We start from the raw sequence: 24,410 nt of genomic DNA, 5'->3' as shown, positions 1-24,410 counted from the left end.
CCCCCCCCCCCCCCCGGGCCCCCCCCCCCCCCCCGCCCCCCCCCCCCCCGCCCCCCCCCGCCCCCCCCCCCCCCCCCCGGCACCCCGCGCCCCCGCCCCCGCCGCTCCGCCCTCACCCCCTTACCCCCTTACCCCCTCACCCCCCGAGCTTGCGGAAGTCCCACGACACCACCGACTCCGGTGTCAGCTGGAGCCAGGCGTGGCGGCCGTCGTGTGGCATCTCGGTGAGGCCGAAGTACTTGGTGGCGAACAGTCGTTCCGGAGCGGCGAGTTCCGGGCAGGGTTCGCCGGTGCGGGGTGCCTCGCCGACGCACGTGGCGCGGCCGGTCAGTTCGGCGCCGCGCAGTTCCCCGTAGTCGTGGCCGTCGTCCACGAGGACCGATATCCGGGGGTCGCGGCGCAGCTGGGCCCAGCGCTTGCTGCGGGTGATCGAGTAGAGCCAGAGCGCCGTTCCGTCCCAGACGAACCACAGGGCGCCCACGTGCGGTGCGCCGTCCCGGCCGACCGTGGCGAGCCGGCAGGTGCGCTGCTCGGCCAGGAAGGCGTCCAACTCGGGCGGGGTCATCATGATCCGGCGGCCGCGCCGCTGCGCCGCGGTCGCCCGGTGGGTACCGGCCGTGTCCTGTGTGCCGCTCATCTGTCGCCGCCTTCCGTACGTACCTGACGGAGCGTCAGGAATGGTGGGGGAATCATCGGGGCTCTTCCTGCCGGACGCAATGGGGGATACCCTCGCGCCTCCCTGACCCGCCGCCCGCGCCCGGCCCATACGGGGCGCGCGGCGTCCGCGCCCGCCGTTGAGGGGAGTGCCGATGCCTCCGGACACCCGGCTCGCCGAACAGCTGGACCCGGCCACCACCGTGCTGCTCACCGTCGAGTGCCAGCGCGGTGTGGTCGGCGCCGACAGCGCGCTGCCCGAACTCGCCGAGGCCGCCCGCGCCTCCGGGGCGCTGGCGCGGATCGCCCGCCTGGTGGCGGCCGCCCACGACACCGGCGTCCAGGTGGTGCACGCGATCGCCGAACGGCGCCCCGACGGCCGCGGCGCCAGCCGCAACGCCCGCCTCTTCCGGGCGGCCGAGCGGCTGCCCGTACGGCAGCTCACCGGGTCCACCGCGGTACGGGTCGCCGAGCCGATACCGGTGTCGGAGGACGACCTGGTGCTGCGCCGGCTGCACGGGCTCTCCCCGATCGCCGGCACCGAGGCGGACGCGCTGCTGCGCAACCTGGGGTGCCGCACCCTCGTCGTCACCGGGGTGTCGGCGAACGTGGCGGTCCCGAATGCCGTGTTCGACGCGGTGAACCTCGGCTACACGGTGGTGGTCCCGGCGGACGCCATCGCGGGGGTGCCCGCCGAGTACACCTCCGCGATGGTCCGCCACACCCTCTCCCTGGTGGCCACGGTCACCACCACCCGGGCCGTCCTCCAGGGGTGGGCGCGTCCGCGGCGGACCCGTTGACGGGACGGGCCCGCCGCGTCCCGGAGGTCAGGGCCCGGTCGGGCCGTCCTTCGGGGCGGGCAGCGCGTTCCGCAGGAAGTCCCGTTCGGCGCGCAGCAGATTGGCGGTGACCGCGGTGTCGGCCGGGAGATGGGTGGCGCCCGGCAGCGGCAGGACGGTGTGCGGCCGGCCCGCCGCCAGCAGCTCGGCGGAGAACCGCAGGGTGTGCGCCACGGCGACGTTGTCGTCGGCCAGCCCGTGGACCAGCATCAGCGGCCGGCGCAGCAGATGGCCGTGGCCGGCCAGAGAGGAGCGCGCGTAGTTCTCCGGGTGCTCCCCGGGGTGGCCCAGGAACCGCTCCTTCCAGTGGGTGTCGTAGAGCCGCTGGTCGGTGGGCGGCGCGCCGGCCACCGCGGCGTGGAAGACGTCCGGGCGGTGCAGTACGGCCGCCGCGGCCAGGAAGCCGCCGAACGACCAGCCGCGGATAGCCACCCGGGACAGGTCCAGGTCGCCGAACCGCGCCGCGGCCGCCCGGACCGCGTCCACCTGGTCCTCCAGCGCGGGCCCCAGCTGGTCGCCGTGCACGGCCTTCTCCCAGTCCGGGCCGCGCCCCGGGGTGCCGCGCCCGTCCGCCACCAGGACGGCGAAGCCCTGCTCCGCGAACCACTGCGCCACGCAGTCCGTCCACCCCCGCGCCCGTACGGCCAGTTGGAGCCCCGGGCCTCCATACGGGGCGAGCAGTACCGGCAGCTTCCCGGTGCCCGGTCGGTGCCAGGACGGGAAGAACAGCAGCGCCCGCAACTCCCGTTCCCCGAGGGCGAGGTGGAGCGGTCGCGGGGTCACCAGCGGTTCGTCGGCGAGGGAGGCGATGGTGCCGGCGGGCGACCGGTCCGGGGCGTCGTCCCGGACGACGCGGACCTCCGGACCGTGCGGCGTCCGCCCCGCCAGGACGGTCGTCCCGCCGCGCGCGGTGCCCGTCCAGACGCCCGGGTCCCGGCTGAGCCGGTGGCACCCGGCCCCGGGCTCGTAGCGCCACACATGGGTCTCCTCGGGCTCCTCGCCGGCCGTGAACAGCACCCGCTCGCCCGCCACGGCCAGGACCTCGCGCAGTTGCAGCCCCTCCGGTGTCACCCGCCGCCCGGCCACGGCCAGGTAGCGGGTGCCGCCTTCGTCCTCCGGGACGACCAGCGCCTCGGCCGCCGTACGGGCCGGGGTGCCGGGCACCAGCTCCACCCAGGCGGCGTCGGTCCGCTCATGGAGCACCGTCGTGGCGCCGGTCGCCGGATCCACCGCGAGCGTCCGCAGCACCCGCTGGTCGCGGCTCTGCACGGCCAGGTACGGGCCGTGTGCGTCCCAGCCCGCCGCGGCCAGGTACTCGTACGCCGCGCGGTCCCAGACCACCTCGGTGCGGTCCCCGTCCACGGTGAGGACGTGCGCGGTGACCTCGGCGTTGGCGGTGCCGGCCGCCGGGTAGCGGATCACCCGCGGGGGCCGGTCCGGGTTCGCCGGGTCGCTGAGGTGGCGCCGCGCCACCGGGGACGTGTCCACCCGCGCCACCAGGAGGCGCCGGCTGTCCGGTGCCCACCAGTAGCCGCGCGACCGGCCCATCGACTCGGCGGCGACGTGCTCGGCGAGCCCGTAGGAGACGTCCGGGCCCTCCGGCCGGGCCAGTTGGCGGCCGCCGGTCCCGTCGAGGCGGGCGACGTGCAGTCCGCGCCCGCTCACGTACGCCACGTACCGCCCGTCGGGCGACGGGCGCGGGTCGACGACCGGTCCGGCGGCCGGCACCGGGAACGGCGCCCCGCCGTCCGTCCGCACCGCCCACAGGGCTCCGGACAGCGCGAAGGCCACCACCCGCGCCTCGGTGTCGGCGGCGTACCCCACCACCCCGGTGGACAGGTCCCGCGCCCGTTCACGCCGCAGCCGCTCCTCCTCGGGGACGTCCTCGGAGCCGGTGCCTACCAGGCGCGCGGGGTCGATCAGCAGCCGCTCCCGCCCGTCCTCGTACTGCCACAGCCGCCCTACGGGATCGTCGCCCGCCCCGGTGCGGACGAAGAGCACCCGGCGGCCGTCCGGGGAGACGGTGAACTGCCGGGGCACACCGAGGGAGAAGCGCCGGGTGCGGGCGAACTGCTCGGGAAAGCCGTCAGAGTTGGTGGAGTTGGTGGAGTTGGTGGAGTCGGCGGGGACGGGGGAGTCGGTGGGGACGGGGGAGTCGGTGGGGCTGCCGGGGGTGCCGGGGGTGCCGGGGGTGCCGGCGTGATGGGTGGGCTGGTGCACGGTGGGTCCTCCTCGGGGACGGGTTGAGGTTGGCGTATGAGTGCGGTTACGGGTACGGCTCCGGGTGGGCCGGTTCCGGTGCGGTCGTGCGGTCGTGCGGTCGCGCGGTGGTGCGGGCCACATGCCCGGCGGCCGGTGCCCGTTGAACGATGCCCGGCGCCCGGCTTCCGGGTTCGGGCAGGCGTCGGCACCCTCCGGCGCCTGCGTGCGGCGGAGGGCGTGGCGAAGCCTTGGCGGCGAGGGAGGCCGGAGAGGCCGGGAGTGCCGCGGAGAGAGCCCCAAGGGACCGGGCCCGGGGGGGCGGTGACGGCCGGGCCGTCAGCGAGCCGGCGCGGGGCAGCCGGTGGACCCGGCGGCGGTGCGGCGCCGACCCGGTGGAGCATAGCGGGCCCACTGAACCACCGGGAAGCCGGGGCGGTTTGGCGCCACCCAGCCGCCCCCGGCCCGCCCCCGACGGGTCCCCGGCCCGCCCTCGTACCGCCCATCTCCTGGTCGCGGGCGCCGCCGACGCCCCCGTCACCCCGATCGTGGCCGCCTGCTTCGACGCCATCAAGGCCACCACCCCGCGCAACGACGACCCCGCCCACGCCTCCCGCCCCTTCGACGGCACCCGCAACGGCTTCGTGCTCGCCGAGGGCGCCGCGCTGTTCGTCCTGGAGGAGTACCAGGCCGCCCGGCGGCGCGGCGCCACCGTCCACGCCGAGATCGGCGGCTTCGCGACCCGCTGCAACGCGTACCACATGACCGGCCTGAAGAAGGACGGACGGGAGATGGCCGTGGCCATCCGCGCCGCCCTCGACGAGGCCCGGATCGACCCCACCGCCCTCGACTACGTCAACGCGCACGGCTCCGGCACCCGGCAGCACGACCGCCACGAGACCGCCGCGTTCAAACGGGCCCTGGGCCCGCACGCCCACGCCGTCCCCATCAGCTCCATCAAGTCCATGATCGGGCACTCGCTCGGCGCGATCGGCTCCCTGGAGATCGCCGCCTCCGTACTCGCACTCACCCACCGCGTGGTGCCGCCCACCGCCAATCTCCGCACCCCCGACCCGGAGTGCGACCTGGACTACGTGCCGCTCACCGCGCGCGAACTACCTGCTCGGCTGCGACGGCGGTGGCAGCGCCGTCCGCACCGCCGCCGGCTTCCCGTTCCCCGGCACCGGCCCCACCATGCTGGGCCGCCAGGGCGTCATCGAACTCCTCGACCCCGGCCAGATCCCTCCCGGCATCCACGACGTCCCCGGCGGCGTCCCTGGTCTACGGACTGGGCGTGGAGCGCGTCGCCGCCCTGGAGTTCACCCCCGCCCGAGGGCGACCAAGGCCGCTCACCGAGGAGGAGTTGCGCGCCGCGGTCACCCGGGTGTCCGGGATCGACCTCGGCGTGCGCCGGATGCGGGCCGGCGGGCGCTTCACCGACGAGGACCGGCACGTCCCCGCGTACCGGAAGGGGCGGGTGCTGCTGGCCGGCGACGCGGCGCACATCCACGCCCCGGTCGGCGGCCAGGGCCTCAACTACGGCCTGATCGACGCCGTCAACGCCGCCTGGAAACTCGCCGCCCGGCTGCGCGGCTGGGCCGGCGACGATCTGCTCGACACCGACACCGACACCGACACCGACACCGACACCGACACCGCCGAACGCCGCCCGCAGGCCGAGCGCCTGCTCCAGAACACCCGGGCGCAGATCGCGCTGATGCGGCTCGACACCCACAGCCGGGCGCTGCGCGCACTCTTCGCCGACCTGATGGGCCTGGACGAGGTCAACCGCCACCTCGGCGACCTGATGACCGGGCTCACCACCCGCTACGACCTCCAGGACCCCGACCCGCTGGTCGGGACCCTCAGCCCGGACCTCAAGCTCGTCCCGCTGGACGACCGGGACGGCGCCGGCGCCCGCCGGCTGTCCGAACTCCCTTGGTACGGGCGGGGGTTGCTGCTGGTGTCGGACGGCGCTGTCGCCTCGGTCGCCCGCCGGGACACCGCGCCCGACACCGGGGCGCTGACCCGGGCGCTGCGGCGCTGGTTGGGGGGGGCCCCCCCCCGGGGGGGGGGGCGGGGAAGGGGGGCCCCCCCCCCCCCCCCCCCCCCCCCGCCATCAGCGGAAGTCGCCGGCGTGGTCCAGCGCCCACTGCGCGTAGCCGCGCCCGGGCCGGCCGGTCAGCTCCTCGTACACCGGGGACACCGGGGCCGGCCGGTCATCCGACTCCACCAGGTGCCGCACCAGGGTGTCGACCATCTCCGCGTCGCCCCACTGGCTGAGCGTCGCGCGGTACTCCTCCGCGCTGATCTCCTCCAGCCGGATCTTCCGGCCGGTGGCCTCCGAGAGGCAGTCGATCTGCTCCTGCTGGGTCACCGACTCCGGGCCGGTCAGTGGGTACACCTGGCCCACGTGCCCGTCGCCGGTCAGTGCCAGCACCGCCACATCGGCGATATCCGCCTCGTGCACCGACGCCGCGTGCGCCCGCGGGAAGGGCGCCCTGACCACACCGGTGGCGCGGATCGCCGGCGCCCACTGGAGGGTGTTGGTCGCGAACGCGCCCGGCCGCAGGAACGTCCACGGCAGCCCGGAGCCGCGCAGGGCCGCCTCCGCCGCGCGGTGCATCCGCACGATCGGGTCGTTCGACGGGTCGCCGGTCTCCACGCCCAGCGCCGACAGCAGCACGATGTGCGGCGAACCGGCCGCCTCGGCCGCGGCCAGGAAACCGCCGATCCCCTTGGCGTCCGCGTACAGGAACACCTTCTCGACACCGTCCAGCGCCGCCGGCAGCGTCGCCGGGTCGGACAGGTCGGCCCTGACCGCCTCCACCCCGTCCGGCAGCACGGCCTTCTCCGGGTCGCGGCTGGCCACCCGGACCGGCTGCCCGGCCGCGAGCAGGCCCTCGACCACGGCACGCGCCACCTGCCCGCGCCCACCCGTCACCAGAATCGTCACAGCAACTTCCTTCCGCATCGCGTTGGGCTCCCAGTTTTTCCGCGGCAGTCCGGCGGCGGGAGGGGACTGCCAGTCCTACTCCGCTCCAGCCGAGGCTCAGGCGGATCACAGTCCGGCCTTCCTGGCGTGAACGGCGTGCTCCGGGGCGGACGTCAAGGCGTTCACCGAACCCGTCCACGAGGGCCAGGCGTACCTGCTCAGCGGCCCGGAGTCGGTGACCCAGCAGGAGCAGATCGACTGCCTGTCCGAGGCCATCGGCCGGAAGATCCGGCTGGAGGAGGTCAGCCCCGAGGAGTACCGGGCCACCCTCAGCCGCTGGGGCGGGGACACCTTCATCGACCAGCTGCTGGAGTACCTGGCGAGGTGGGACGGCAAGCCGATGCCGGTGTGCCCCGCCTACACCGAACTCACCGGCCGCCGCGGCCGCACGTACGCCCAGTGGGCCGTGGACCACGCCGCCGACTTCCGCCCCGCCGGCTGACCCGGCCCCCGCCCGACCGCCCCTCACCCGGAGGAGAACCCCATGACCCAGCAGTCTGCCCCGGTGAACCCCGGCCCTCGCACCGGGTGGATGCCCGCACCCGTGGGCGAGCTGATGCCCCTGGTCACCGGCCTCGGCGCGGGCCTGGTGCTGTGCACCGCCTGCGAACTCGGCCTGCCCGACGCGGTGGACGAGGACCCCACCCCCGTCGAGAAGATCGCCGCCCGGGTCGGCGCCGAGCCCGATCTCGTCGCCCGCCTGCTGCGCGCGCCGGCCGCCTTCGACGTCTTCCGGCCCTGCCCGCCCGCCACGGCAAGACCATGTTCGAATACTTCGCCGAGGACGCGCCGCGCGAGGGCGAGACCTTCAACGAGGCCATGACCCTCATGGTCGGCAGCATGAACGACGTTCTGGCCGAGCACATCGACGTCGCCGGGGCCCGCCGCTACGTCGACGTCGGCGGCGGCCAGGGCACCATGCTGCGCGCCGTCCTGCGCCGCAACCCCGGTCTGCACGGCGTCCTGTTCGACCTGGCGCAGGCGCTCACCGACGTCCACGAGGACCTGCGCACCGGCGAGTTGGCCGGCCGCTGCGGGGTCGTCCCCGGCGACGGCCTGGAATCCGTACCGCAGGGCGGTGACATCTACCAGATGCGCACCGTGCTCCACATGTGGGACGACGACACCTGCGTCCGCCTGCTGCGCAACCGCGCCCGCGCGGCCGCGCCCGGCGCCCGGACCCTCGTCATCGACCAGCTCCTCGACACCGAGCGGCCGCAGCCGATGACCACGCCGATGGACCTGCAGATGTTCCTGATCGCGGGCGGGCGGGAGCGCAGCGAGGAGGAGTTCGCGGCGCTCTTCGAACGGGCCGGCCTGACGTTCACCCGGGTCGCCCGCACCCCCGTCCTGCTGCACATCGTCGAAGCGGCCGTCCCCGCGCCATGACCACCGCAACCGACCACCGCCCCGGCGGCCTCGGGCACCTCCCGGCCCGGCCGGCCGCCTTCTGGGACCCGCGCACCCCGGTGCATTTCGACGCCGCCCTGACCACCTGGCACGTCTTCAGCCGCGCCGATGTCCTGCGGGTCCTGGACGAGAAGGAGACCTTCTCCGCCGGCTACGGCCTCACCGACGAGCAGCGGCGCCACGCCCACCCCTCGCTGGCCGGTATGCGGGCGGCGGAGGGCGCCCGCCACGACGACCTCCGGGCCGCCGTGGCCGACCCCTTCCGCCGCACCGTCCTGGACCGCCTCACCGGGGAGGTCCGCGCGCTGGTCACCGCGCTGCTGGACGACGTCCTCGCGGCCGGCACCGGCCGGCTGGACGCCGTCCGCGCGTTCGCCGGGGAACTGCCCAGCCGGGTCATCTGCCGCCTCCTCGGCCTGGACCTGTCGTACGCCGCGCGACCGCTTCGACATCCGGCGCCGCCCCAACCCGCACCTGAGCCTGGGCCACGGCCGGCGCCACTGCCTGGGCGCGCCGCTGGCCCGGCTGGAGTTGACGATCCTGGTCGAGGAGGCCGCCGCCCGGCTGCCGGGGCTGCGCCGGGACCCGGCGCACCGGCTCGTACGGCGGGAGTGGATCGTGGATCCGCTGGAGAGTCTGCCGATGGTCCACGAGGCGAGGCGAGGCGAGGCGAGGGGCGGGGTGCGGGCGGCCGGTGCGGCCCGTACCGTCCGTGCCGTGGACCGGCGTTGACCCAGGCGGACCGCCCCGGCCGTCCTGGCCGGGGCGCCCGCCGATCCGGCATCCTTGGGGCATGAACGCCGCAGAACTCGCCGGTTTCCTCCGCACCCGCCGGGCCCGCGTGCGGCCGGTGGACGTGGGGCTGGACCACACCGGCCGCCGCCAGACCCGCGGTCTGCGCCGCGAGGAGGTCGCGGGCCGCGCGGGCGTCTCGGTGGACTACTACATCCGGCTGGAGCAGGGCCGCCGGCTGCGCCCCTCCCGGCAGGTCCTGGTCGCGCTGGCCCGGGCGCTCCAACTCTCCGACGACGAGTGCAACTACATGCTCGGCCTGGTCGGCGAGGCCGCGCTGCCGGCGCCCTCCTCGCGGCGGACCGAGGCCGGCGCGCTGCGCCTGCTGGACCGCCTGGACGACCTGCCGGCCCTGGTCCTCAACGCCCGCTACGACATCCTCGCCTGGAACGCCATGGCCGTCGCGCTGATGGGCGACCTCGCCGCCGTGCCGGAGCGGGAGCGGAACACCCTGCGCTGGCTGTTCTCCGGCCAGGCACGCGGTATCGGCCCGCACGACCGGGCCCAGCTCGGCCGCCGCTGCGTCGCCGACCTGCGTTCCACCGGCCGGTATCCGGACGACCCCGAGGTGCGCCACCTCGTCCACGAACTCGCCCTGGAGAGCCGGGAGTTCGCCGCCCTGTGGGAGCGCCACGAGATCGGCGTCAACCGCGCCATGACCAAGCGGATGCTGCACCCCGTCGTCGGCCCACTGGAGCTGGACTGCGAACTCCTCACCATCCCCGACTCCGACCAGCGGCTGATGCTCTACACCGCCGCGCCCGGCACCGCCACGTACCGCGCGCTGCGCGGACTGCGCGAGAGCGCCGGGGAGCGGCTGACCTGCTGACCGCCTGGGAGCGTTGATCCGCTGACCGCTCCGGGGCCGGTCCGGCCGCGTCCGGCCGCTCTCGGAGGTCATGGACCTCCCGGCGTACCGCACCGTCCGCCACCGGACCGAACAGGCCCTGCGCACCGACCAGGACTTCCGCGACGCCTGCGACCGCATGGTCCGCCAGGTGGTCGAGCACCGCACCCGGGCGCCCGGTGCCGCGCCCACCACCACTGAGGCCCATGGCACCGCCGGCCTGCGCTACGTCACCGCCGAGGCCCCGCTCTTCATCGACTCCCCGGCCATCTTCGACGTCCTGTCCTCCGCCCTCCTCTACCACCTCATCACCCCCGTCACCGAGCACCTGGCCGGCAAGCGGACCGGCTTCCGCGCCGCCCCCGGCCAGGGATATGTGGTCGTGGCACCCCATAGTATGGACAAAGACCAGACTTGGACATCGTCTAAAAATGTGGTCGTGGGGGCGACCCGCACTGCCCTACCGTTCCGGTATGGAAGCCACGCTACTGACCGTGAACATCGGGCAGGCCGTCCGTGCCGCCTACGCCACCCACGAAGCCGGCACGGGCCTCGACAAACGCCCCGTGGCCGGGCCCGTGGCGGTGGCCGCGCCCGGCCCCAAGGGCACCGGCGGCAGCGGCCTGGCCGGTGACGCCATCGTCGACACCCTCCGGCACGGCGGCGACGACCAGGCCGTTTACGCGTACGCCCGCGAGGACCTCGACGACTGGCAGCGCCGGCTGGGCCGCGACCTGCCCAACGGGATCTTCGGCGAAAACCTCACCACGGCCGGCCTCGACGTCACCGGCGCCCGCATCGGCGAACGCTGGCGCGTCGGGCCCCGGCTGCTACTGGAGGTCACCTCACCCCGCATCCCCTGCCGCACCTTCCAGGGCCGCCTGGGCGAACCGGGCTGGATCAAACGCTTCACCCAGGCCGCCGTGCCCGGCGCCTACTTCCGCGTCCTCGAACCGGGCGAGATCCGCGCCGGCGACCCCGTCCGTGTCGAACACCGCCCCGGCCACGACATCACCATCGGCCTGGCCTTCCGCGCCCTGACCACCCACCGCGACCTCCTGCCCCGCCTCCTGGACGCCGGCGACGCGCTCCATCCGGAGGCCCGGGAGAAGGCGGCGACGTACGCGGCGAAGTACGCGGTGGAGTGCGGACGGTGAGGCGTGGGCGAGCGGTGAAGTAGGCGCGGTGCCGGCGCCGCTCCCGCCGCACAGCTTCCGCCTCGCCGGGCGACTTCCCCGGGTGGGCGTGATACTGGACAGGACGGACAAACGGGCGGAGCCTGCGCGCCACGCCGCGCACCTCCGCGCATCGACGTGCCGAAGCACCCCACACCCGCACCACGATGAGGCGAAGGAGGCCCACCATGGCTGGGAAGAGCGAGGGCGGCGACCCGATCAAGCTCCAGAAGGCGCTCAAGGACGCGCACTACCCCTCGTCGCGCGACGACCTGGTCTCGGTCGCCAAGCACAACAAGGCCGACGGCGAGACGGTACAGCGGATCTCGGGCATCGACGACAAGCAGTACAACGGCCCCGACGAAGTCCAGAAGGCCGTGTTCAGGTCCAGCTGACCCGCTCCGCGCTCGGCAAGAGGCCCGGCTCCGCGCCACCCATGGCGCCGACCGGGCCTCCGCCGTGCGACGTCGCTGGCCGGGATGGCCGGATGGCCGTATGACTGGGGCCGATGGTCAGGTCAGTTCGTCCGCCAGCAGATCCATGAGCAGGCCGTCCTCCCACCGGCCTGTCCCGTGGTCGCGCCAGTACGCGCGCATGATTCCCACCGGCTTGAAGCCGACCTTGCGGTAGCTGCGGATCGCCGCGGTGTTGGCCGCGGCGGGATCGATCGTCAGCCGGTGGTGGCCGCGCTCCCGCACCAGCCAGCGGGCGAGCGTGCGCACCGCGTCCGGCCCCAGTCCCTGTCCGTGCCGCCGCGCCGTCAGGAAGATGTCGATCCCGGCATGGCGGAACTCCGGGTCGTTCTCCTCGGAGAACTGCACCGCCCCGATGACCTCGTTCCCGTGCACGACGGCGAGCATGCCCTCGTAGTCCTCCGGGACCGACCACCAGGCCGCGACCTCGGGCTCCCGCACGATCCGGTCCAGGATCTCCCGCTCGCCGGCCGCCACCGGCCGCAACACGACCTTCTCCCCGCGCAGTTCCATGCCCACCAGTATCCGGTGTCTTCTCCGGGGCTGCGGGGCTCCGGGCCGAGGTGAAGCGAGCGGCGCCTCATGCATGTGTGCGAACTCTCGGGGCACGCGGTGTCCTGTCGGCAGAAGCGGAAACGGCCGGCCGCAGACAGCCGGAGACAGTCGCGACCGGTACGGCGTACCGGCGTATCGGCGCACCGGCGTCACGCGCACATCCAACGATGCCCAACCACACCCAACGGACGGGATCATGGCGACCACCGGGAGAAATGACAGCACCGAAGGCCAGGGACAGCCCCACCGCATCGGCGCCCCCGCGGCCCTGCGCCGCGCGGCCGGGCAACTCGCCGAGCTGCTCGGATGCGCGCCCGGCGCGGTGTCCGCGCTCAAGCCCACGGACGAGGGCTGGTCGGCCGATGTGGAGATCGTCGAGATCGAACGGGTCCCCGAGACCACGAGCGTGATGGCCTCGTACCGCGTCCAGCTCGACGCGCAGGGCGAACTGCTCGGCTACGAGCGGCTGCGCCGCTACGCGAGGGGCCAGCTCGACCGGTGAGCGCCCCCGGACGCGCCCCCCCCGCACGGACCATGCCTCCGCCCGGACAACCGGAAGGAAAGCCCATGTCTGTCGTTCAGCAATCCAACGCACCGAGCAGCGGCACCGGCTCGGGAAACCTCTACGACGTCCTGGAACTCATCCTCGACCGGGGACTGGTCATCGACGCCTTCGTCCGGGTCTCGCTCGTCGGCATCGAGATCCTGAAGGTCGATGTGCGGGTCGTCGTGGCGAGCGTGGACACCTATCTGCGGTTCGCCGAGGCGTGCAACCGCCTGGACCTGGAATCGGGGCGCAAGCAGCCCAGTCAGCTCACCGATCTGGTCGGTGAGGCCACCGAGAGCGGCGCCAAGGGCAAGTCGAAGGGCGCGCTGACCGGCGCGGTCGAGGCGTTCACCGACTCGCTGAAGAAGGGGAGCGAGGACGCCGGGGAGGAGGAAGAGCGCCCGGCGCGCGGCTCTTCGTCCGGTTCCGGCAGCCGCCGTACGGCCCGCCGCCGGGAGGAGTGACCATGGGGACCTACGTCTACGCCATCACCGCCGCCGACCACCCGCTGCGCCTCGACGGCGTCCGGGGCATCGGCGAACCCGCGACACGGCTGCGCACCGTACGCGCCAGGGACCTGGCCGCGGTGGTCAGCGACGCGCCGGGGTCCCTGCGGGCCAAGCGCCGGGACCTCCTCGCCCACCAGGGCGTACAGAGCCGGCTGATGTCCGACGGTGCCGTACTGCCGATGCGGTTCGGGCTCGTGGGCGACGACGACGAGCAGGTCGCGGCCGTACTGGCGGAGCAGCACGACGCGTACGCGGAGCGCCTGGCGGAGGTCGGCGGCCGCCTGGAGTTCAACCTCAAGGTGGCGCGCGAGGAGGACGATCTGCTGCGGGAGATCATGACGGATTCCGACGAGGTCCGGCGCCTCAACGCCCGCACCCGCCAGGAGTCCGCGACCCACCAGGACAAGATGGCGCTCGGCGAACTGGTCGCCCGCGAGGTCCAGGCACGGCAGGAGCGCACCGGCTCCGAACTGGTCGAACGACTGTCCCCGGCGGCGGAACGCAGCGCCGTGTCCGAGCCGACCGGCAGCCACTTCCTGAACGTGTCGTTCCTGGTCCCCCGGGAACGGACCGCCGCCTTCTCCGAGGCCGTGCACCAGGAGGCCGAACGGCGCGGCGACGCCTACACGTTCACCCTGCACGGCCCCCTGCCGCCGTACAGCTTCGTCTGAACCCATGGGTCTGATCACCCATCTCCTGACCCTGCCGCTGGCCCCGGTGCGCGGCACCGCCTGGGTACTCGACCAGGTACTCCTCACCGCCGAGCGCGAGTGCTGCGACCCGGAGCCGGTACGGCGGCAACTGGCCGATCTGGAACGGCAGTTGGTGGACGGCCGTATCACGGACGAGGAATTCGACCGGCGCGAGGACGAACTGCTGGACCGCCTTGCCTGGCTGGAGGTCCGCCAACGGCGACTCCGCACCAACGACCCCTGAACTTCCGAGGACCGCGATGACGAACGAGGTGTACGCAGGATGATGACTGGCGCCAAGATAGGCGTGGCCCTGGCCGGGGGCTACGTCCTGGGACGCACGAAAAAGGCCAAACTGGCCCTCGGCCTGGGCATGTACCTGGCCGGCAAGCGGCTGAGCCCGGATCCGAAGCAGTGGAAGCAGCTGGTCGCCGACTCGCCCCTCTTCGGGCAGCTCAACGACCAGGTCCGCCGGGAACTGGTGGACGCCACCAAGTCCGCCGCGACCACCGCCCTCACCCGCCGCATGTCCGGCCTCGCCGACTCGCTGCAGGAACGGACCAAGGAACTCGGCGGTGGGGAGGCGGCGGAGTCGTCGTCCAGGCACGCCGCCAAGCCCGCCAAGCCCGCCAAGCGCACTGCCGGGAAGGCGGCTTCCGGCACGCGTAAGGCCGCCTCCGGCGCCCGGAAGACCGCTTCCCGCAAGGGCTCCGGCGGCCGGGGAGGCAGCGATGCCTGAGTCCGGGACCACGTTCAGCAAGGTGAAGGACGAGATGGCGAACAGTCCCGCCGTCGAGGAGCTGAAGGAAGCGTTCCAGCGGTATCTGCGGGCCCGCGCGGAGCACACCGTCACCAGCCTCGGAGAGCGGCTGGGCCGGGGTGTCGCCAGGCTGGGTGAGCCCGGCCGGACCGGCGGCGGACTCTCCGGCGCCACCTCCCAGGCCGCGGACACCGTCAAGAACGCCGTCGTGGAGAAGGCCAGGGGGATGATCGGCAAGCGCGGCAAGGGAGGCGGCGGTGGCGTGTCCAAGAGCGTGACGATCGTCGAGGACATCGACGTGGGCGTGCCGGTGCGCGAGGCGTACGACCAGTGGACGCAGTTCCAGGAGTTCAGCCGCTTCGCCAAGGGCGTGGTCAGCGTCGAGCAGACCGGTGACACCACCAGTGACTGGCAGGTGAAGGTCGGCAAGGCAACCCGCAGCTGGCGGGCGAACATCACCGAGCAGGTGCCGGACGAACGCGTCGCCTGGACCACCGAGGGCGCGAAAGGCACGGTCAACGGCGTGGTGACCTTCCACCGCCTGACCGACGACCTGACCCGGGTCCTGCTGGTACTGGAGTACTTCCCCAAGGGCCTGTTGGAGCGGACGGGCAACATCTGGCGCGCCCAGGGCCGCCGCGCCCGGCTCGACCTCAAGGAGTTCCGCGCGTTCCTCATGCTGCGCGGCGAGGCCACCGACGGCTGGCGAGGCGAGATCCAGGACGGCGAGGTCGTCGCCGACGACGAGCGCTGACCCCGGCCGCCAGCCCGTGCCACTCCGTGCCGTCCTCTCTTCCCCGCACAGACAAGGCTGATCACGTGTCCGATTCACTGGCCGGCCGGATGGGGCCGGGCACCCCGGCGTCCCCGTACGGCGGGCAGGGTTCCTCCGCCAACCTGGCCGACATCCTGGAACGCGTCCTCGACCGGGGTGTGGTCATCGCCGGCGACATCCAGATCAACCTCCTCGACATCGAACTGCTCACCATCAAGCTGCGGTTGCTGGTCGCGTCCGTCGACAAGGCCAAGGAGATGGGGATCGACTGGTGGGAACACGATCCCTCGCTCTCCTCCCGCGCCCGCCCGCCCCATCAGGTCGCCGACACGCCCGCCACCACGAGCCCGGACCGCCAACTGGCCCTGGAGAACGACCGGTTGCGCGCCGAACTGGCGGAGCTGCGGGCCGCCGTGCCCCAACCGCAGGACGCCGCGAGCACCGCACACGAGGAGGAACGGTGACCACCGACACCCACACCGCCACCACCCCGGACATGGCCGTCGCCCCAGACACCGACACCCTGTCGTACGTCTACGCGGTCGGCCGGGTGGGCCCCGCGCTCGACGCGGCCGCCGAGGGGCTGGTGGGCCTGGCGGACGGCCCGCTGCGCACCGTCGCGTCCGGAGCGCTGGCGGCGCTGGTCTCATCGGTGCCGGCCGAGGCGTACGGCGAGGAGGGCATCAGGGCGCGGTTGGAAGACCTCACCGAGCTGGCGGCCCTGGCTCGTACGCACCATGCCGTGGTCGATACCGCGTACGCCCGGACGACGGTCCTGCCCCTGCGGCTGGCCACCGTCTACCTGGACGACGCCCGGGTCCGGTCGATGCTCGACGAACGCGGTGGGGCGTTCGCGGAGGGGCTCGGGCGGATCGAAGGCCAGGTCGAGCTGGGCGTGAAGGTGTACGCCGATCCGCAGGCGCCGGCCGGCGCCTCCCGCCCCACCGGTCCGGAGCCTTCCGATCCTCCGCGTTCGCTCAGCCCCGGCCGCGCCTATCTGCGGCAGCGCCGGGAGCAGCGGCGCCGGCACCAGGACGCGTACCGCGCCGCCGGGGCCGTCGCGGCGGGCATCCGGGACCGGGTGGCCGGTATCGTCCGCGCCAGGGTCGCGCACCGGCTCCAGCAGGGCGAACTGGCCGCGGCCACCGGCGAGAACATCGCCAACGACGCGTATCTGGTCCCCGTCCGGAACGTGGCGGAGTTCCGCCAGGCAGTGGCGGGCGCGGCCGAGGGGCTCCCGGGGGTACGGGTCGAGGTCACCGGGCCCTGGGCCCCGTACTCCTTCGCCACCGCGCCCTCGGAGGCCGGGGCGGAGGCCACCGCAGGGGCCGGGGAGCCGTGATGGCCGCGCCACTCCCCAACCCACCCGCCTCCGCCCTCACCGACCTCTCCGGTGAGGAGGCGCTCGCGGGCCGCCAGGTCGCCCTCATCGACCTCCTGGACCGCCTGCTGAACGGCGGTGTCGTCCTGACCGGTGACCTGGTGCTGTCGGTCGCCGATGTGGACCTCGTACGGATCAATCTGCGGGCGGTCATCCACGCGATCACAGCCGACGACCCCGCCCCGTGGTGAGCGGTCACCCCCAGACGAACGACACCGAGGAGGAGCAGCCCATGACGGAAGGGCAGGCGGCGGCACGGGCGTTCGGCCTCGCGCCGGCCGGGGCGGGGGAGCGGGGGCCGGGCGGCGGGCCGGCCCGCCGCCTGGAGGCCGACCCGGACACCGTGGAGCGCGACCTGATCAAGCTGGTGCTGACCCTGGTCGAGCTGCTGCGGCAGCTCATGGAGCGCTCCGCCCTGCACCGCGTGGACCAGGGCGACCTGACCGAGGACGAGGAAGAGCGGATCGGCCTGACCCTGCTGACCCTCCAGGACCGGATGGCCGGCCTCTGCGAACAGCACGGTCTGACCATGGCCGACCTCAACCTGGACCTCGGCCCCCTGGGCACCCTGCTGCCCCGCAACGGCGACGGGGACGCCCCGTAACGGCAGCGGGGACGCCCCGTAACGGCAGCGGGGACGCCCCGTAACGGCAGCGGGGACGCGGGCGCCTGTCCCTACGCCGCCCCTCCCGTCAGCTTCCGCGCGCTGCGGGCGCCGGCCAGCGCGAGCAGCGTCACCACCCCGGCGAACACGCCCGCCGAGGTCACCAGCGAGAACCGGGACAGCAGCGCCGCCACCCCGATGACCGGCACGGTCAGCCCCAGATACGCGGCGACGAAGTAGCTGGAGGCCACTTCACCGGTCCGGGCCGCGGGCACCCGCGCGGCGAGTGCCGCCAGACCGGAGCGGAACGCCACCCCGGCCCCGCCGCCGCCGAGCGCGGCCCCCACCAGGAACAGCGCGAGCGACCGGGCCGGCAGCGCGGCGACGATCAGCACCAGCCCCACCGGAATCACCAGCATGCCCACCACAGTGGCCCGCACCGCCTCCGCCCGGGCGGACACCAACTGCGCCAGACCGGCCGCCCCGAAGGCGCAGCAGGCCACCAGGCCGGTCAGCAGCGGACTGTGCCGGTGCAGCCCCTCACCCAGGAACGTGCCGGTGAGCCCCGCCAGCAGGCCGAGCACCGAGAAGCCCGCGAACACCGAGACGGCCACCGCGCCGAACACCCGCCGCGCCGACGCCGGCACCGCCAGCCGCTGGAGCCGGAACCGCCCCGGCGTGCGTATCACCGTCTCGGGCAGCGCGAACAGCGCCAGCCCCGACAGCAGCAGCGCCGCCACCACAACGTACGGCGTGAGCAGCGGGCGCGGTGCGAACTCGGCCAGCACCCCGCCCAGCAGCGGCCCGCCGGCCAGTCCCAGCATGCTGGTCACCGTGGCCAGCAGAGCGGCGGTGGCCGGGCGGGGGTGGAGTTCCCGCAGGTAGGCGGTGGCGGCGCCGGTCGTCAGCCCGACCGCGACGCCGCTCAGCAGCCGCCCGGCCAGCAGCCCCGGCAGCGTCGGGAAGACCGCGAACACCGCGCAGCTGACCGCCGCGACGAGCATCGCCGGTCCGATCACGGCCCGCCGCCCGATCCGGTCGGACACCCCGCCGAGCAGCAGCGCCGCCACCACACCGACCGCGTACAGCGCGAACACCACGGTGATGATCACCGGCGTCAGCCCCAGGCGCGCACTGTAGATCCCGTACAACGGGGTCGGCAGGGCGCCGCCGAGCATGACGCTGAACAGCAGGAACACCACCGTGGCCACCCGCAGCGGCCCGCCGCGCACCGCCGCGTCCCGCTCGCCGTCCACCGCCAGCGGCGGACGCACGTCCTGGTCGCAATTCACCGGTCACCTCCATGTACGTAGGAACCGGCGCATCTTTCCAGACAGTTCACCGCGGCGGTGTGCGGAGCCCAACCACCGGACAGGCGAGGGCGGTTCGCTCAGCCCCGCAGTTCCGTCAGGAAGTCGACCAGCGCGGCGTTCACCTCCGCCGGCCGCTCCTGCTGGGTCCAGTGGCCGCAGCCAGGCAGTTCGATCGGCGCCCGGCGCAGGTCGGGCAGCAACTCCGGGAGCCGGGCGATGAGTTCGGGCGTACCGGGGAACGACGCGACCAGGTCCCGGTCGCCGTACATGTACAGCGCGGGGACGGAGATGACGGCGTCCTGCCAGGCGGCGGTCAGCTCCCAGTTGCGGTCCAGGTTGCGGTACCAGTTCAGCGCGCCGGTGAAGCCCTTGGCGTAGTTGGCGGTGAGCTCGTCCAGGTCCTCCTCGGTGAGCCAGGCAGGCAGCTCCTCGGGGTCGGTCATGTCCGCGAGCCAGCCCCGGGCGGGGTCGGACACCAGGGCCGGGTCGGGGCGGCCGGGGGAGTCGCCGGAGCCGGAGTAGAGCAGGGTGCGCAGGGCGGTGCGCGGGTCCCGGGCGAACTCGGCGTCGGCGACCCCGGGCCGGTTGAAGTAGTTCCAGTAGAACCGCCCGCCGAACCGCTCCTCCATGGCCGCGAGCGGCGGCCGGTCCCCGCGGAACGGCGGCGGCACGCTCAGCCCCGCCACCCCGCGCACCACATCGGGCCGCAGCAGCGCGGTGTGCCAGGCCACCGGCGCGCCCCAGTCGTGCCCGACCACGAACGCCTCCCGCTCGCCCAGCGCGTGGATCAGCCCGATCACATCGCCCACGAGGTGCAGGATGCTGTACGCCGCCACGTCCTCCGGGTGGTCGCTGCGGCCGTAACCGCGCTGGTCGGGGGCGACGACCCGGAAGCCGGCGGCGGCCAGCGGGCCGAACTGGTGGCGCCAGGAGTGCCAGGACTCGGGGAAGCCGTGCAGCAGCACGACGAGCGGTCCCTCGCCCTCCTCCGCGATGTGCAGCCGGATGCCGTTCACGTCGATCATGCGATGCTCAACCATGCGGCGAACATACTCCTGTGCCTGGGCCTGTGCCCGTGCGCCTGCGCGCGTGCCCGTGCCAACGCCCCTGCGCGCCGGCGGAATCCGGCGCGGCCCGCCGGCGTACTACCCCAGGCACGCCTCCACCCGCCGCGCGAAGTCCAGGACCCCGGCGGCGCTGAGGGACCAGGCACGGGGAGTGGAACGGTGCAGGGTCTGGAGGATCAGGACCGAGCCCTCGGGGAGCGGTTCGATCGTCAGGCGCCGGTCCACCCGCCAGCTGTGGGTCCGGTCCCGGCCGGCCGAGGTGGGCGTCAGGGCACGGCCCGTGTCGAGGACGTCCGGGTCCTGGTTGAGGCGGTGCGCGGTCGCGGGGTCGCCGTCGAAGCGGGCGGGGGTGGCGGCGTCAGGCGCCGTCAGTTCGACGGCGGACGGGATCGCCGGGGCCAGCGGCACCGCGTAGAGGAGCCGGCCCAGGCCCAGGCTCCGGCGGAACCCCGCGCGGCCGGACAGGATCTCGGCGCGGAGTTCGAAGCGCCTGGGTGCCTGGGCGTCGACGTAGAGGAAGCAGTGGGTCGGCATGGGCATACCGCTGAAGCGTTCGCGCGGCGGGAGCAGGCTCCCGGCCGGTACGCCGGTGCTCCCGGCCGGCAGCGGCATCGCCAACGGCGGTACGGCCAGGCCGAGTTCGGCACGCAGCGTGGCGGTGAGGTCGGCGGCGGCCTGCTCGGCGGTGGCGTTCCGGCCGGACCAGATCGCGGCGGGCATGGTGGATCTCCTTGCTCGGTCAGGAAGGGCCGGGGCCCGTCGGGGACGGCCCGTCGCCCGGTCAGGACAGGCCGGCGGCTTCCCGGCGGATCTGGGCTGCCTGGTGCTCGTCCCCGACGGCGTCCAGGAGGTCGCTCAGCCGTCCCAGTGCCGCCCGGCGCTCCGTCTGGAACCGCCCCGGCCGGCTCCGGGTGAGGGTGCGCCAGGCATCGGCGGCCGCCCGGGCCCGTTCCAGTGCCTCCGCCGCCCGGCCCTGGGCGGCCAGTTCGTCGCGGCCGCTGTCCAGTTCCCGGGCCTGCCGCAGCAGCGCCTGCGTGGGGTCCTCGACGGGCGCCGGCGCGGCGGCCTCCTCGCGGGCGACCCGGCGCCTGCGGACGGCCACGCTGAGATATCCCACCAGCGCGATCAACCCGCCGGTGAGGACCGCGGAGACCAGTTTGTGCAGAAGATCGTTCATGGGGCTACCTGTTCACTCGCTGAGCTGAGGACGGGCGCTGTGCGCCTGCTGAGAGGGCGGGGTCCGCCTGTACGGGAACGGGGCGCGGGCGCGGGAGGCGCGCGGCCGGCCGTCCGGTGCCTGGTTGCGGACCACTGTCGCCGGGGGCGCTGAAATGGCGATGAAACGCTGATGCGCCGGGGAGGTGCCGTTCGGCGCGGTGGTGCCGTCCGGGCCTCGGGGCGGCCGGCGGAGAGGCGGGGCTCCCCGGCGGCCGACCCAAGACCCGCGCCGGTCCGGCGCCCTACTGGGGGTCGTACCAGGTGATGCCGTCACCGCCGTTCTGGGCGATGGTCTGGTCCATGATGCTGCCCTTCTGCCAGTACTTGGGGTGCTGGTTCAGGAAGCCGGGCACGGACTGCAGCGAGGTGGCGTCGCACGCCAGGTCGGTGCGGATGCAGAACCGCCGCACCGGCACCCCGTCGTACTTCTCCGGAGCGGCCCCCGTGGAGGTGAACCCCAGCGCGCTCCAGCCCTTGGGGACCTTCGCCCAGACACCGGTACCGGGCTGCATGGGGTCGGCGTAGAGCATGCCGTTCACCTGCGAGCGGGGAATGCCGGTGCGGCCGGCGGCGATCGCCCCGAGCACCTGGTCGGCCACCTGGGCGCCCTGGGAGTAGCCCACGATCGTCAGGCGGGCGGACGGATCCCGGCGGTGGGTGTCCTCGGCGGCGGCCAGCAGGTTGCGGATCCCCTCCTGGACGCTGGCGTCGTAGCTCGGGGCGCCCAGGTCCGGGGCGTTGTGGCCGTTGAGCCAGGGGCCGGCGCTCGCCGGGTAGCAGACCGGCACCGGAATGCCGCCGTCGAGGTGCTCGTTGGCGTTGAGGAAGGTGGAGGTGCAGTCGGGCGCCGGCGCCACCGAGCCCGTGCCGCCGACCTCCAGGTAGTAGTGGTGCACCGGAGCGGCGTGGGCGGGTGTCGAGGCGGTGAGGGCCGCCAGGGCCGCCACCGCTCCGGCCGCGCCGATCGCCTTCTTCCATCTGGTGCGCAGGGTCATCGCTCTGGTTCTCCTTGGGCTGGTGGTTCAAGTGCCGTACGAGGGACCGACGTTAGCGGCGGTCGTTGGAATGGGGATGAAACGCGGAGTGCGGGGGCGGTATCGGCCCGGGCGGGGCCCGGCCGGCACCTCCGCCGCTCAGTCGGCGCCCTCCCGGCGGCAGTGCTCCGCCAGCGTGCGGAACAGAAACACGTTGGGAATCCGGGGCATCACCGGTCCGAGCCGGTACTGCCGCCCGCTGACGCCGGTGAGGACGAGGAAGCCGTCCTTCCCACCGATGCCCTGCACCTGTGCCCACGGCGTGCCGCACCCCGCCCCGGAACCGACCCGCTCCCTCGTCATCCAGACGTCTCCGAAGACGACGCGCTCACCCCGGTCCAGCGCGGCCAGCGCCCCCGGCAACTGGGCCCGGACCACGGCCCGTTCGAGCTCCCGCTCCCAGGCCCGCGCCCCGCCGTCCGCCGGACCGCCGTCCTCCGGGTCGCCGTCCACGGGACCGCCGTACAGCACCAGCCGCTTCCGCTCGACGTCGGTGAGCGTATGGACGACGGCGGGGGCGGCGGCGCAGGGGACGGCGGTGCCGGCCGGAGCGGTCGGGCCGGCGAGCGGCGCGCGGCGCGGCCGGGCACGGTGCCGGAAGACCGACGTGGTGGCGTAGCGGACGATATGGATCCGGCCCTTCACGGCGACGGTCAGCCCGTGCTCGTACAGATCCAGCCGCGCGTTCGGGCGCCCGGCGGGCCGGCCGGGGCGGACGAGGCCCGGCAGGCGGCGGACCGCCCGGAACGGGCCGGTCCGGGGGCGGTACGCGGTCACCGGGTAGGTGGCCAGCCGCCTGCCCAGGTGCGCGCGCCCGGCAGCCGCCGAGATCCGCGCCAGCAGCAGTTCCTCACCGCGGGTACGCGGCACCGGCCCGGTCACGGCGTCGTCGGGGCGAAGCCCGCCTCGCAGCCCCGCAGGATCGTCTGGTGCGTACGCCGCAGCAGCCGGCTCGGCGCCACGCCCAGTTCGTCGGCCAGGCGGCGCCGGGTGCGTTCGAACACGCCCAGCGCGTCGGCCTGCCGGCCGCTCAGGCACAGCGCCCGCATCAGCATCGCGGCGACGGGTTCGTCCAGCGGCTGCGCCGCGGCCAGTGCCCACAGCTCGCCGACCGCCTCGGTGTGCCGGCCCAGCCGCAGTTGCAGGTCCAGTTTGCGCAGCGCCAGTCCCGTGCGGCGCTCGGTCAGCCGCAGCCGCTCCAGCTCCGCGAACGGCCCCGGCAGCCCGGCCAGCGGCTCCCCGCGGAACAGGTCCAGCGCCTGGGCGCAGATCCGGACCGCCTCGGCCGGATCGCCGCCCCGCTCGGCCGCACCGGCGGCGGTGACCAGCTCCTCCATGCGCGCCACGTCCACCTCGACCGCGCCGGGCACCAGCCGGTAGCCGCACCGGTCGTGCCGGATCACCGACTCCGCCCGGACCGCCGTCCCTGTACGGGCCGCCGTCCCCGTACGCGAAGCCGTACGCGCCCGGGCCGCGGCCCCCTCCGTCTCGTTCTCCGGCTGGAGGATCTTCCGCAGCCGGTAGATGTACACCGGCACGACTTTCGTGAGCGGCGGCTCCATCCCCCAGACCGCGTCGAGCAGTTCGTCCTTGCTGACCGTCCGCTCCCGGCACAGCGCCAGCGCCGCCAGTACGGCCTGCTGCCGCAGATGCCCCAGATCGACGGGCTGACCGTCGCGCCAGGCCCGCAGCGGCCCGAGCACGGAGATCCGCACCCGCTGGCCGCGGGCCCGGCGGACGGTGCCCCGCTGGACGGGCAGCGCCGCCACGCGGGGGCCGCTCCCGGGGACGACCAGCCCGCTGTCGAAGGCGTGGACGATGGCGGCCGCCCGGTCGCGCAGATCGAGTTTGGCGAGGATCCGGCCGAGGTGGACGCCGACCGCGTTCTCGGGGAGGGCCAGGGCGCGGGCGATCTCACCGTCCGTCAGGCCGCAGCCGACCGCGCGGAGCACCTCGCGCTCCTGGCGGGTGAGCGGGGTGGCGGTCGGTCGGGCGGGGGGCGCGGTCGTCGGCATCGCGGGCTCTCCTGACGTGCGGCGAACGGTGGGTCGCCGCCGACACTGGTCCCGGGCCGGGTGAACGGACAGGCCAGCAGACCGGCCGTTTCCGGCCGGTTGCCGCGCTAGAGTCCCTCACCTGGGGAAATCGACATGCCGGGGGAAGGCCGAGACCCGTGACCAGTGAGTTCAGCGCGCTGCTGAAAAAGCTGCGGCGTGAGGCGCACATGACACAGGAGGCGCTGGCGGAACGCGCCGGTGTCGGCGTCCGCACCATCCGCGGCCTGGAGACCGGCGAGCGCGCCGACCCGCGGATGACCACCGTCCGGTTGCTCGCCGACGCGCTCCAGCTGACCGCCGAGGGCCGCGAGCGGCTGCTGGCGGCCGCGGTCCGCCGCACGGCGGGCACCGACACGGAAATCGGCGCCGAGGCCGAACCGGAGTCCGTTACGACGGATGCCGGCACGGATACCGCTACGGATGCCGGCTCAACGGACACCGGAACGGGCACCGCTGCGACGGGCGGCACCAACACCGAAGCCGCCCCCGCCCCTTCGGGACCCCCATCCGCCCC

Annotated in this window: 30 protein-coding genes and 3 pseudogenes; 22 read left to right on the top strand and 11 right to left on the bottom strand. The window is 74.3% G+C overall.

Translation table 11 applies throughout. The features are described 5' to 3' along the window. Window positions 1-136 precede the first annotated feature (136 nt). Window positions 137-637, bottom strand: coding sequence for a pyridoxamine 5'-phosphate oxidase family protein (locus tag ADL22_RS03185; protein WP_066973576.1), 501 nt, complete (start codon window positions 635-637; stop codon window positions 137-139). A 172-nt stretch (window positions 638-809) separates the two neighbouring features. Here ADL22_RS03185 and ADL22_RS03180 point away from each other — a divergent pair, with 172 nt between their 5' ends. Beyond that, complete coding sequence (locus ADL22_RS03180) at window positions 810-1,454, top strand: cysteine hydrolase (RefSeq protein WP_066973573.1); 645 nt, start codon at window positions 810-812, stop codon at window positions 1,452-1,454. A 27-nt stretch (window positions 1,455-1,481) separates the two neighbouring features. Here the strand turns inward: ADL22_RS03180 and ADL22_RS03175 are convergent, their stop codons facing one another. Continuing rightward, window positions 1,482-3,533, bottom strand: a complete 2,052-nt coding sequence (locus ADL22_RS03175; RefSeq protein ID WP_066973584.1) for a prolyl oligopeptidase family serine peptidase — start codon at window positions 3,531-3,533, stop codon at window positions 1,482-1,484. 668 nt (window positions 3,534-4,201) lie between these two features. Between ADL22_RS03175 and ADL22_RS33500 the strand changes: the two are divergent. Together ADL22_RS33500 and ADL22_RS36945 are read left to right on the top strand one after the other, a co-directional pair. Next, window positions 4,202-4,819 (top strand): annotated as a pseudogene (locus tag ADL22_RS33500) (beta-ketoacyl-[acyl-carrier-protein] synthase family protein); the annotation flags it as partial. Continuing rightward, window positions 4,771-5,259: pseudogene (locus tag ADL22_RS36945) on the top strand (FAD-dependent monooxygenase); the annotation flags it as partial. The pseudogenes ADL22_RS33500 and ADL22_RS36945, both read left to right, overlap by 49 nt. A 552-nt stretch (window positions 5,260-5,811) precedes the next feature. On the opposite strand, the gene ADL22_RS03160 reads toward ADL22_RS36945, so the two are convergent. Next, entirely contained in the window at window positions 5,812-6,648 is an 837-nt protein-coding gene (locus ADL22_RS03160) for an SDR family oxidoreductase (protein ID WP_234430517.1), read from the bottom strand. A 214-nt stretch (window positions 6,649-6,862) separates the two neighbouring features. Here ADL22_RS03160 and ADL22_RS03155 point away from each other — a divergent pair, with 214 nt between their 5' ends. The 8 genes and pseudogenes from ADL22_RS03155 (at window position 6,863) to ADL22_RS03125 (ending at window position 11,306) form a co-directional block, all read left to right on the top strand. Beyond that, window positions 6,863-7,129, top strand: coding sequence for a hypothetical protein (locus tag ADL22_RS03155; RefSeq protein WP_199836198.1), 267 nt, complete (start codon window positions 6,863-6,865; stop codon window positions 7,127-7,129). Window positions 7,130-7,171: 42 nt separating this feature from the next. Next, window positions 7,172-7,510 (top strand): methyltransferase family protein, encoded by a 339-nt coding sequence (locus ADL22_RS34455; protein ID WP_107116214.1) that lies wholly within the window; start codon window positions 7,172-7,174, stop codon window positions 7,508-7,510. After that, the gene (locus tag ADL22_RS03145) at window positions 7,450-8,076 is read left to right on the top strand and encodes a methyltransferase (RefSeq protein ID WP_066973565.1); all 627 of its coding nucleotides are present in this window, start codon (window positions 7,450-7,452) and stop codon (window positions 8,074-8,076) included. Before ADL22_RS34455 ends, ADL22_RS03145 begins: the two co-directional genes overlap by 61 nt. Then, window positions 8,073-8,894 (top strand): hypothetical protein, encoded by an 822-nt coding sequence (locus ADL22_RS35640; protein WP_199836200.1) that lies wholly within the window; start codon window positions 8,073-8,075, stop codon window positions 8,892-8,894. The genes ADL22_RS03145 and ADL22_RS35640 overlap by 4 nt, the downstream gene beginning before the upstream one ends. Beyond that, the gene (locus tag ADL22_RS03135) at window positions 8,891-9,718 is read left to right on the top strand and encodes a helix-turn-helix domain-containing protein (RefSeq protein WP_066973562.1); all 828 of its coding nucleotides are present in this window, start codon (window positions 8,891-8,893) and stop codon (window positions 9,716-9,718) included. The genes ADL22_RS35640 and ADL22_RS03135 overlap by 4 nt, the downstream gene beginning before the upstream one ends. Before the next feature lie 49 nt (window positions 9,719-9,767). Then, a pseudogene (locus tag ADL22_RS36940) lies at window positions 9,768-10,115 on the top strand (tRNA-dependent cyclodipeptide synthase); the annotation flags it as partial. Between the two features lie 94 nt (window positions 10,116-10,209). Beyond that, window positions 10,210-10,893: an MOSC domain-containing protein gene (locus tag ADL22_RS03130; RefSeq protein WP_066973560.1), complete on the top strand. Its 684-nt coding sequence runs from the start codon at window positions 10,210-10,212 to the stop codon at window positions 10,891-10,893. A gap of 206 nt (window positions 10,894-11,099) precedes the next feature. Next, on the top strand, window positions 11,100-11,306 hold the full coding sequence (locus ADL22_RS03125) for a DUF2795 domain-containing protein (RefSeq protein ID WP_066973558.1): 207 nt from the start codon (window positions 11,100-11,102) through the stop codon (window positions 11,304-11,306). 117 nt (window positions 11,307-11,423) lie between these two features. On the opposite strand, the gene aac(6') is transcribed toward ADL22_RS03125, so the two are convergent. Continuing rightward, complete coding sequence (gene aac(6'), locus ADL22_RS03120; RefSeq protein WP_066973557.1) at window positions 11,424-11,897, bottom strand: aminoglycoside 6'-N-acetyltransferase; 474 nt, start codon at window positions 11,895-11,897, stop codon at window positions 11,424-11,426. Between the two features lie 238 nt (window positions 11,898-12,135). On the opposite strand from aac(6'), the gene ADL22_RS03115 reads away from it, so the two are divergent. From ADL22_RS03115 to ADL22_RS03070, 10 genes are all read left to right on the top strand, one after another. After that, complete coding sequence (locus ADL22_RS03115; protein ID WP_066973555.1) at window positions 12,136-12,441, top strand: gas vesicle protein; 306 nt, start codon at window positions 12,136-12,138, stop codon at window positions 12,439-12,441. Window positions 12,442-12,506: 65 nt separating this feature from the next. Then, the gene (gene gvpJ / locus ADL22_RS03110; RefSeq protein WP_066973553.1) at window positions 12,507-12,950 is read left to right on the top strand and encodes a gas vesicle protein GvpJ; all 444 of its coding nucleotides are present in this window, start codon (window positions 12,507-12,509) and stop codon (window positions 12,948-12,950) included. Window positions 12,951-12,952: 2 nt separating this feature from the next. Beyond that, complete coding sequence (locus tag ADL22_RS03105) at window positions 12,953-13,666, top strand: GvpL/GvpF family gas vesicle protein (RefSeq protein ID WP_066973552.1); 714 nt, start codon at window positions 12,953-12,955, stop codon at window positions 13,664-13,666. A gap of 4 nt (window positions 13,667-13,670) precedes the next feature. Continuing rightward, the gene (locus tag ADL22_RS03100; protein ID WP_066973550.1) at window positions 13,671-13,931 is read left to right on the top strand and encodes a gas vesicle protein GvpG; all 261 of its coding nucleotides are present in this window, start codon (window positions 13,671-13,673) and stop codon (window positions 13,929-13,931) included. A 42-nt stretch (window positions 13,932-13,973) separates the two neighbouring features. After that, window positions 13,974-14,426 carry a hypothetical protein gene (locus ADL22_RS03095; RefSeq protein ID WP_159048573.1) on the top strand — a complete coding sequence of 151 codons (453 nt, stop codon included), beginning with the start codon at window positions 13,974-13,976 and terminating at the stop codon, window positions 14,424-14,426. After that, window positions 14,419-15,201 (top strand): SRPBCC family protein, encoded by a 783-nt coding sequence (locus ADL22_RS03090; protein WP_066973545.1) that lies wholly within the window; start codon window positions 14,419-14,421, stop codon window positions 15,199-15,201. The genes ADL22_RS03095 and ADL22_RS03090 overlap by 8 nt, the downstream gene beginning before the upstream one ends. A gap of 65 nt (window positions 15,202-15,266) precedes the next feature. Next, on the top strand, window positions 15,267-15,686 hold the full coding sequence (locus ADL22_RS03085; protein ID WP_234430516.1) for a gas vesicle protein: 420 nt from the start codon (window positions 15,267-15,269) through the stop codon (window positions 15,684-15,686). Continuing rightward, window positions 15,683-16,564 (top strand): GvpL/GvpF family gas vesicle protein, encoded by an 882-nt coding sequence (locus tag ADL22_RS03080; RefSeq protein ID WP_234430515.1) that lies wholly within the window; start codon window positions 15,683-15,685, stop codon window positions 16,562-16,564. The genes ADL22_RS03085 and ADL22_RS03080 overlap by 4 nt, the downstream gene beginning before the upstream one ends. Then, complete coding sequence (locus tag ADL22_RS03075) at window positions 16,564-16,794, top strand: gas vesicle protein (RefSeq protein ID WP_066973543.1); 231 nt, start codon at window positions 16,564-16,566, stop codon at window positions 16,792-16,794. The genes ADL22_RS03080 and ADL22_RS03075 overlap by 1 nt, the downstream gene beginning before the upstream one ends. A gap of 41 nt (window positions 16,795-16,835) precedes the next feature. Continuing rightward, the gene (locus tag ADL22_RS03070; RefSeq protein WP_066973541.1) at window positions 16,836-17,207 is read left to right on the top strand and encodes a gas vesicle protein K; all 372 of its coding nucleotides are present in this window, start codon (window positions 16,836-16,838) and stop codon (window positions 17,205-17,207) included. A gap of 71 nt (window positions 17,208-17,278) precedes the next feature. Here ADL22_RS03070 and ADL22_RS03065 read toward each other — a convergent pair whose 3' ends face one another. From ADL22_RS03065 to ADL22_RS03035, 7 genes are all read right to left on the bottom strand, one after another. Then, a complete protein-coding gene (locus tag ADL22_RS03065) occupies window positions 17,279-18,499 on the bottom strand; it encodes an MFS transporter (RefSeq protein WP_079063803.1) in 1,221 nt (406 codons plus the stop codon). A 98-nt stretch (window positions 18,500-18,597) separates the two neighbouring features. Then, on the bottom strand, window positions 18,598-19,560 hold the full coding sequence (locus ADL22_RS03060) for an alpha/beta fold hydrolase (RefSeq protein ID WP_066973539.1): 963 nt from the start codon (window positions 19,558-19,560) through the stop codon (window positions 18,598-18,600). A gap of 105 nt (window positions 19,561-19,665) precedes the next feature. Next, complete coding sequence (locus ADL22_RS03055) at window positions 19,666-20,307, bottom strand: hypothetical protein (RefSeq protein WP_066973537.1); 642 nt, start codon at window positions 20,305-20,307, stop codon at window positions 19,666-19,668. 61 nt (window positions 20,308-20,368) lie between these two features. Continuing rightward, window positions 20,369-20,764, bottom strand: a complete 396-nt coding sequence (locus ADL22_RS03050; protein ID WP_066973536.1) for a hypothetical protein — start codon at window positions 20,762-20,764, stop codon at window positions 20,369-20,371. Between the two features lie 283 nt (window positions 20,765-21,047). Next, window positions 21,048-21,800, bottom strand: a complete 753-nt coding sequence (locus ADL22_RS03045) for a PE-PPE domain-containing protein (protein WP_066973534.1) — start codon at window positions 21,798-21,800, stop codon at window positions 21,048-21,050. A 138-nt stretch (window positions 21,801-21,938) separates the two neighbouring features. Then, window positions 21,939-22,709 (bottom strand): hypothetical protein, encoded by a 771-nt coding sequence (locus tag ADL22_RS03040; RefSeq protein ID WP_234430514.1) that lies wholly within the window; start codon window positions 22,707-22,709, stop codon window positions 21,939-21,941. Between the two features lie 8 nt (window positions 22,710-22,717). Further along, a complete protein-coding gene (locus ADL22_RS03035) occupies window positions 22,718-23,854 on the bottom strand; it encodes a BTAD domain-containing putative transcriptional regulator (protein ID WP_066973531.1) in 1,137 nt (378 codons plus the stop codon). Between the two features lie 158 nt (window positions 23,855-24,012). Here ADL22_RS03035 and ADL22_RS34445 point away from each other — a divergent pair. Further along, window positions 24,013-24,410: helix-turn-helix transcriptional regulator (locus ADL22_RS34445; protein WP_159048572.1), on the top strand; the 398-nt coding region annotated here is incomplete at its 3' end.

It is taken from the genome of Streptomyces sp. NRRL F-4489 (genome assembly GCF_001509485.1).
Taxonomy (GTDB): domain Bacteria; phylum Actinomycetota; class Actinomycetes; order Streptomycetales; family Streptomycetaceae; genus Streptomyces.
The sequence above is the reverse complement of the archived record's forward strand: the minus strand, read 5'-3'. Positions and strand labels throughout refer to the sequence as shown.

Excerpts from the sequence above, each read along its gene's own strand:
- ADL22_RS03185 (WP_066973576.1), bottom strand. The coding sequence starts at position 637 with ATGAGCGGCACACAGGACACGGCCGGTACCCACCGGGCGACCGCGGCG.
- ADL22_RS03180 (WP_066973573.1), top strand. The coding sequence starts at position 810 with ATGCCTCCGGACACCCGGCTCGCCGAACAGCTGGACCCGGCCACCACC.
- ADL22_RS34455 (WP_107116214.1), top strand. The coding sequence starts at position 7,172 with ATGACCCAGCAGTCTGCCCCGGTGAACCCCGGCCCTCGCACCGGGTGG.
- ADL22_RS03145 (WP_066973565.1), top strand. The coding sequence starts at position 7,450 with ATGTTCGAATACTTCGCCGAGGACGCGCCGCGCGAGGGCGAGACCTTC.
- ADL22_RS35640 (WP_199836200.1), top strand. The coding sequence starts at position 8,073 with ATGACCACCGCAACCGACCACCGCCCCGGCGGCCTCGGGCACCTCCCG.
- ADL22_RS03135 (WP_066973562.1), top strand. The coding sequence starts at position 8,891 with ATGAACGCCGCAGAACTCGCCGGTTTCCTCCGCACCCGCCGGGCCCGC.
- ADL22_RS03130 (WP_066973560.1), top strand. The coding sequence starts at position 10,210 with ATGGAAGCCACGCTACTGACCGTGAACATCGGGCAGGCCGTCCGTGCC.
- ADL22_RS03125 (WP_066973558.1), top strand. The coding sequence starts at position 11,100 with ATGGCTGGGAAGAGCGAGGGCGGCGACCCGATCAAGCTCCAGAAGGCG.
- ADL22_RS03115 (WP_066973555.1), top strand. The coding sequence starts at position 12,136 with ATGGCGACCACCGGGAGAAATGACAGCACCGAAGGCCAGGGACAGCCC.
- gvpJ (WP_066973553.1), top strand. The coding sequence starts at position 12,507 with ATGTCTGTCGTTCAGCAATCCAACGCACCGAGCAGCGGCACCGGCTCG.
- ADL22_RS03105 (WP_066973552.1), top strand. The coding sequence starts at position 12,953 with ATGGGGACCTACGTCTACGCCATCACCGCCGCCGACCACCCGCTGCGC.
- ADL22_RS03100 (WP_066973550.1), top strand. The coding sequence starts at position 13,671 with ATGGGTCTGATCACCCATCTCCTGACCCTGCCGCTGGCCCCGGTGCGC.
- ADL22_RS03095 (WP_159048573.1), top strand. The coding sequence starts at position 13,974 with ATGACTGGCGCCAAGATAGGCGTGGCCCTGGCCGGGGGCTACGTCCTG.
- ADL22_RS03090 (WP_066973545.1), top strand. The coding sequence starts at position 14,419 with ATGCCTGAGTCCGGGACCACGTTCAGCAAGGTGAAGGACGAGATGGCG.
- ADL22_RS03075 (WP_066973543.1), top strand. The coding sequence starts at position 16,564 with ATGGCCGCGCCACTCCCCAACCCACCCGCCTCCGCCCTCACCGACCTC.
- ADL22_RS03070 (WP_066973541.1), top strand. The coding sequence starts at position 16,836 with ATGACGGAAGGGCAGGCGGCGGCACGGGCGTTCGGCCTCGCGCCGGCC.
- ADL22_RS03060 (WP_066973539.1), bottom strand. The coding sequence starts at position 19,560 with ATGGTTGAGCATCGCATGATCGACGTGAACGGCATCCGGCTGCACATC.
- ADL22_RS03055 (WP_066973537.1), bottom strand. The coding sequence starts at position 20,307 with ATGCCCGCCGCGATCTGGTCCGGCCGGAACGCCACCGCCGAGCAGGCC.
- ADL22_RS03050 (WP_066973536.1), bottom strand. The coding sequence starts at position 20,764 with ATGAACGATCTTCTGCACAAACTGGTCTCCGCGGTCCTCACCGGCGGG.
- ADL22_RS03045 (WP_066973534.1), bottom strand. The coding sequence starts at position 21,800 with ATGACCCTGCGCACCAGATGGAAGAAGGCGATCGGCGCGGCCGGAGCG.
- ADL22_RS03035 (WP_066973531.1), bottom strand. The coding sequence starts at position 23,854 with ATGCCGACGACCGCGCCCCCCGCCCGACCGACCGCCACCCCGCTCACC.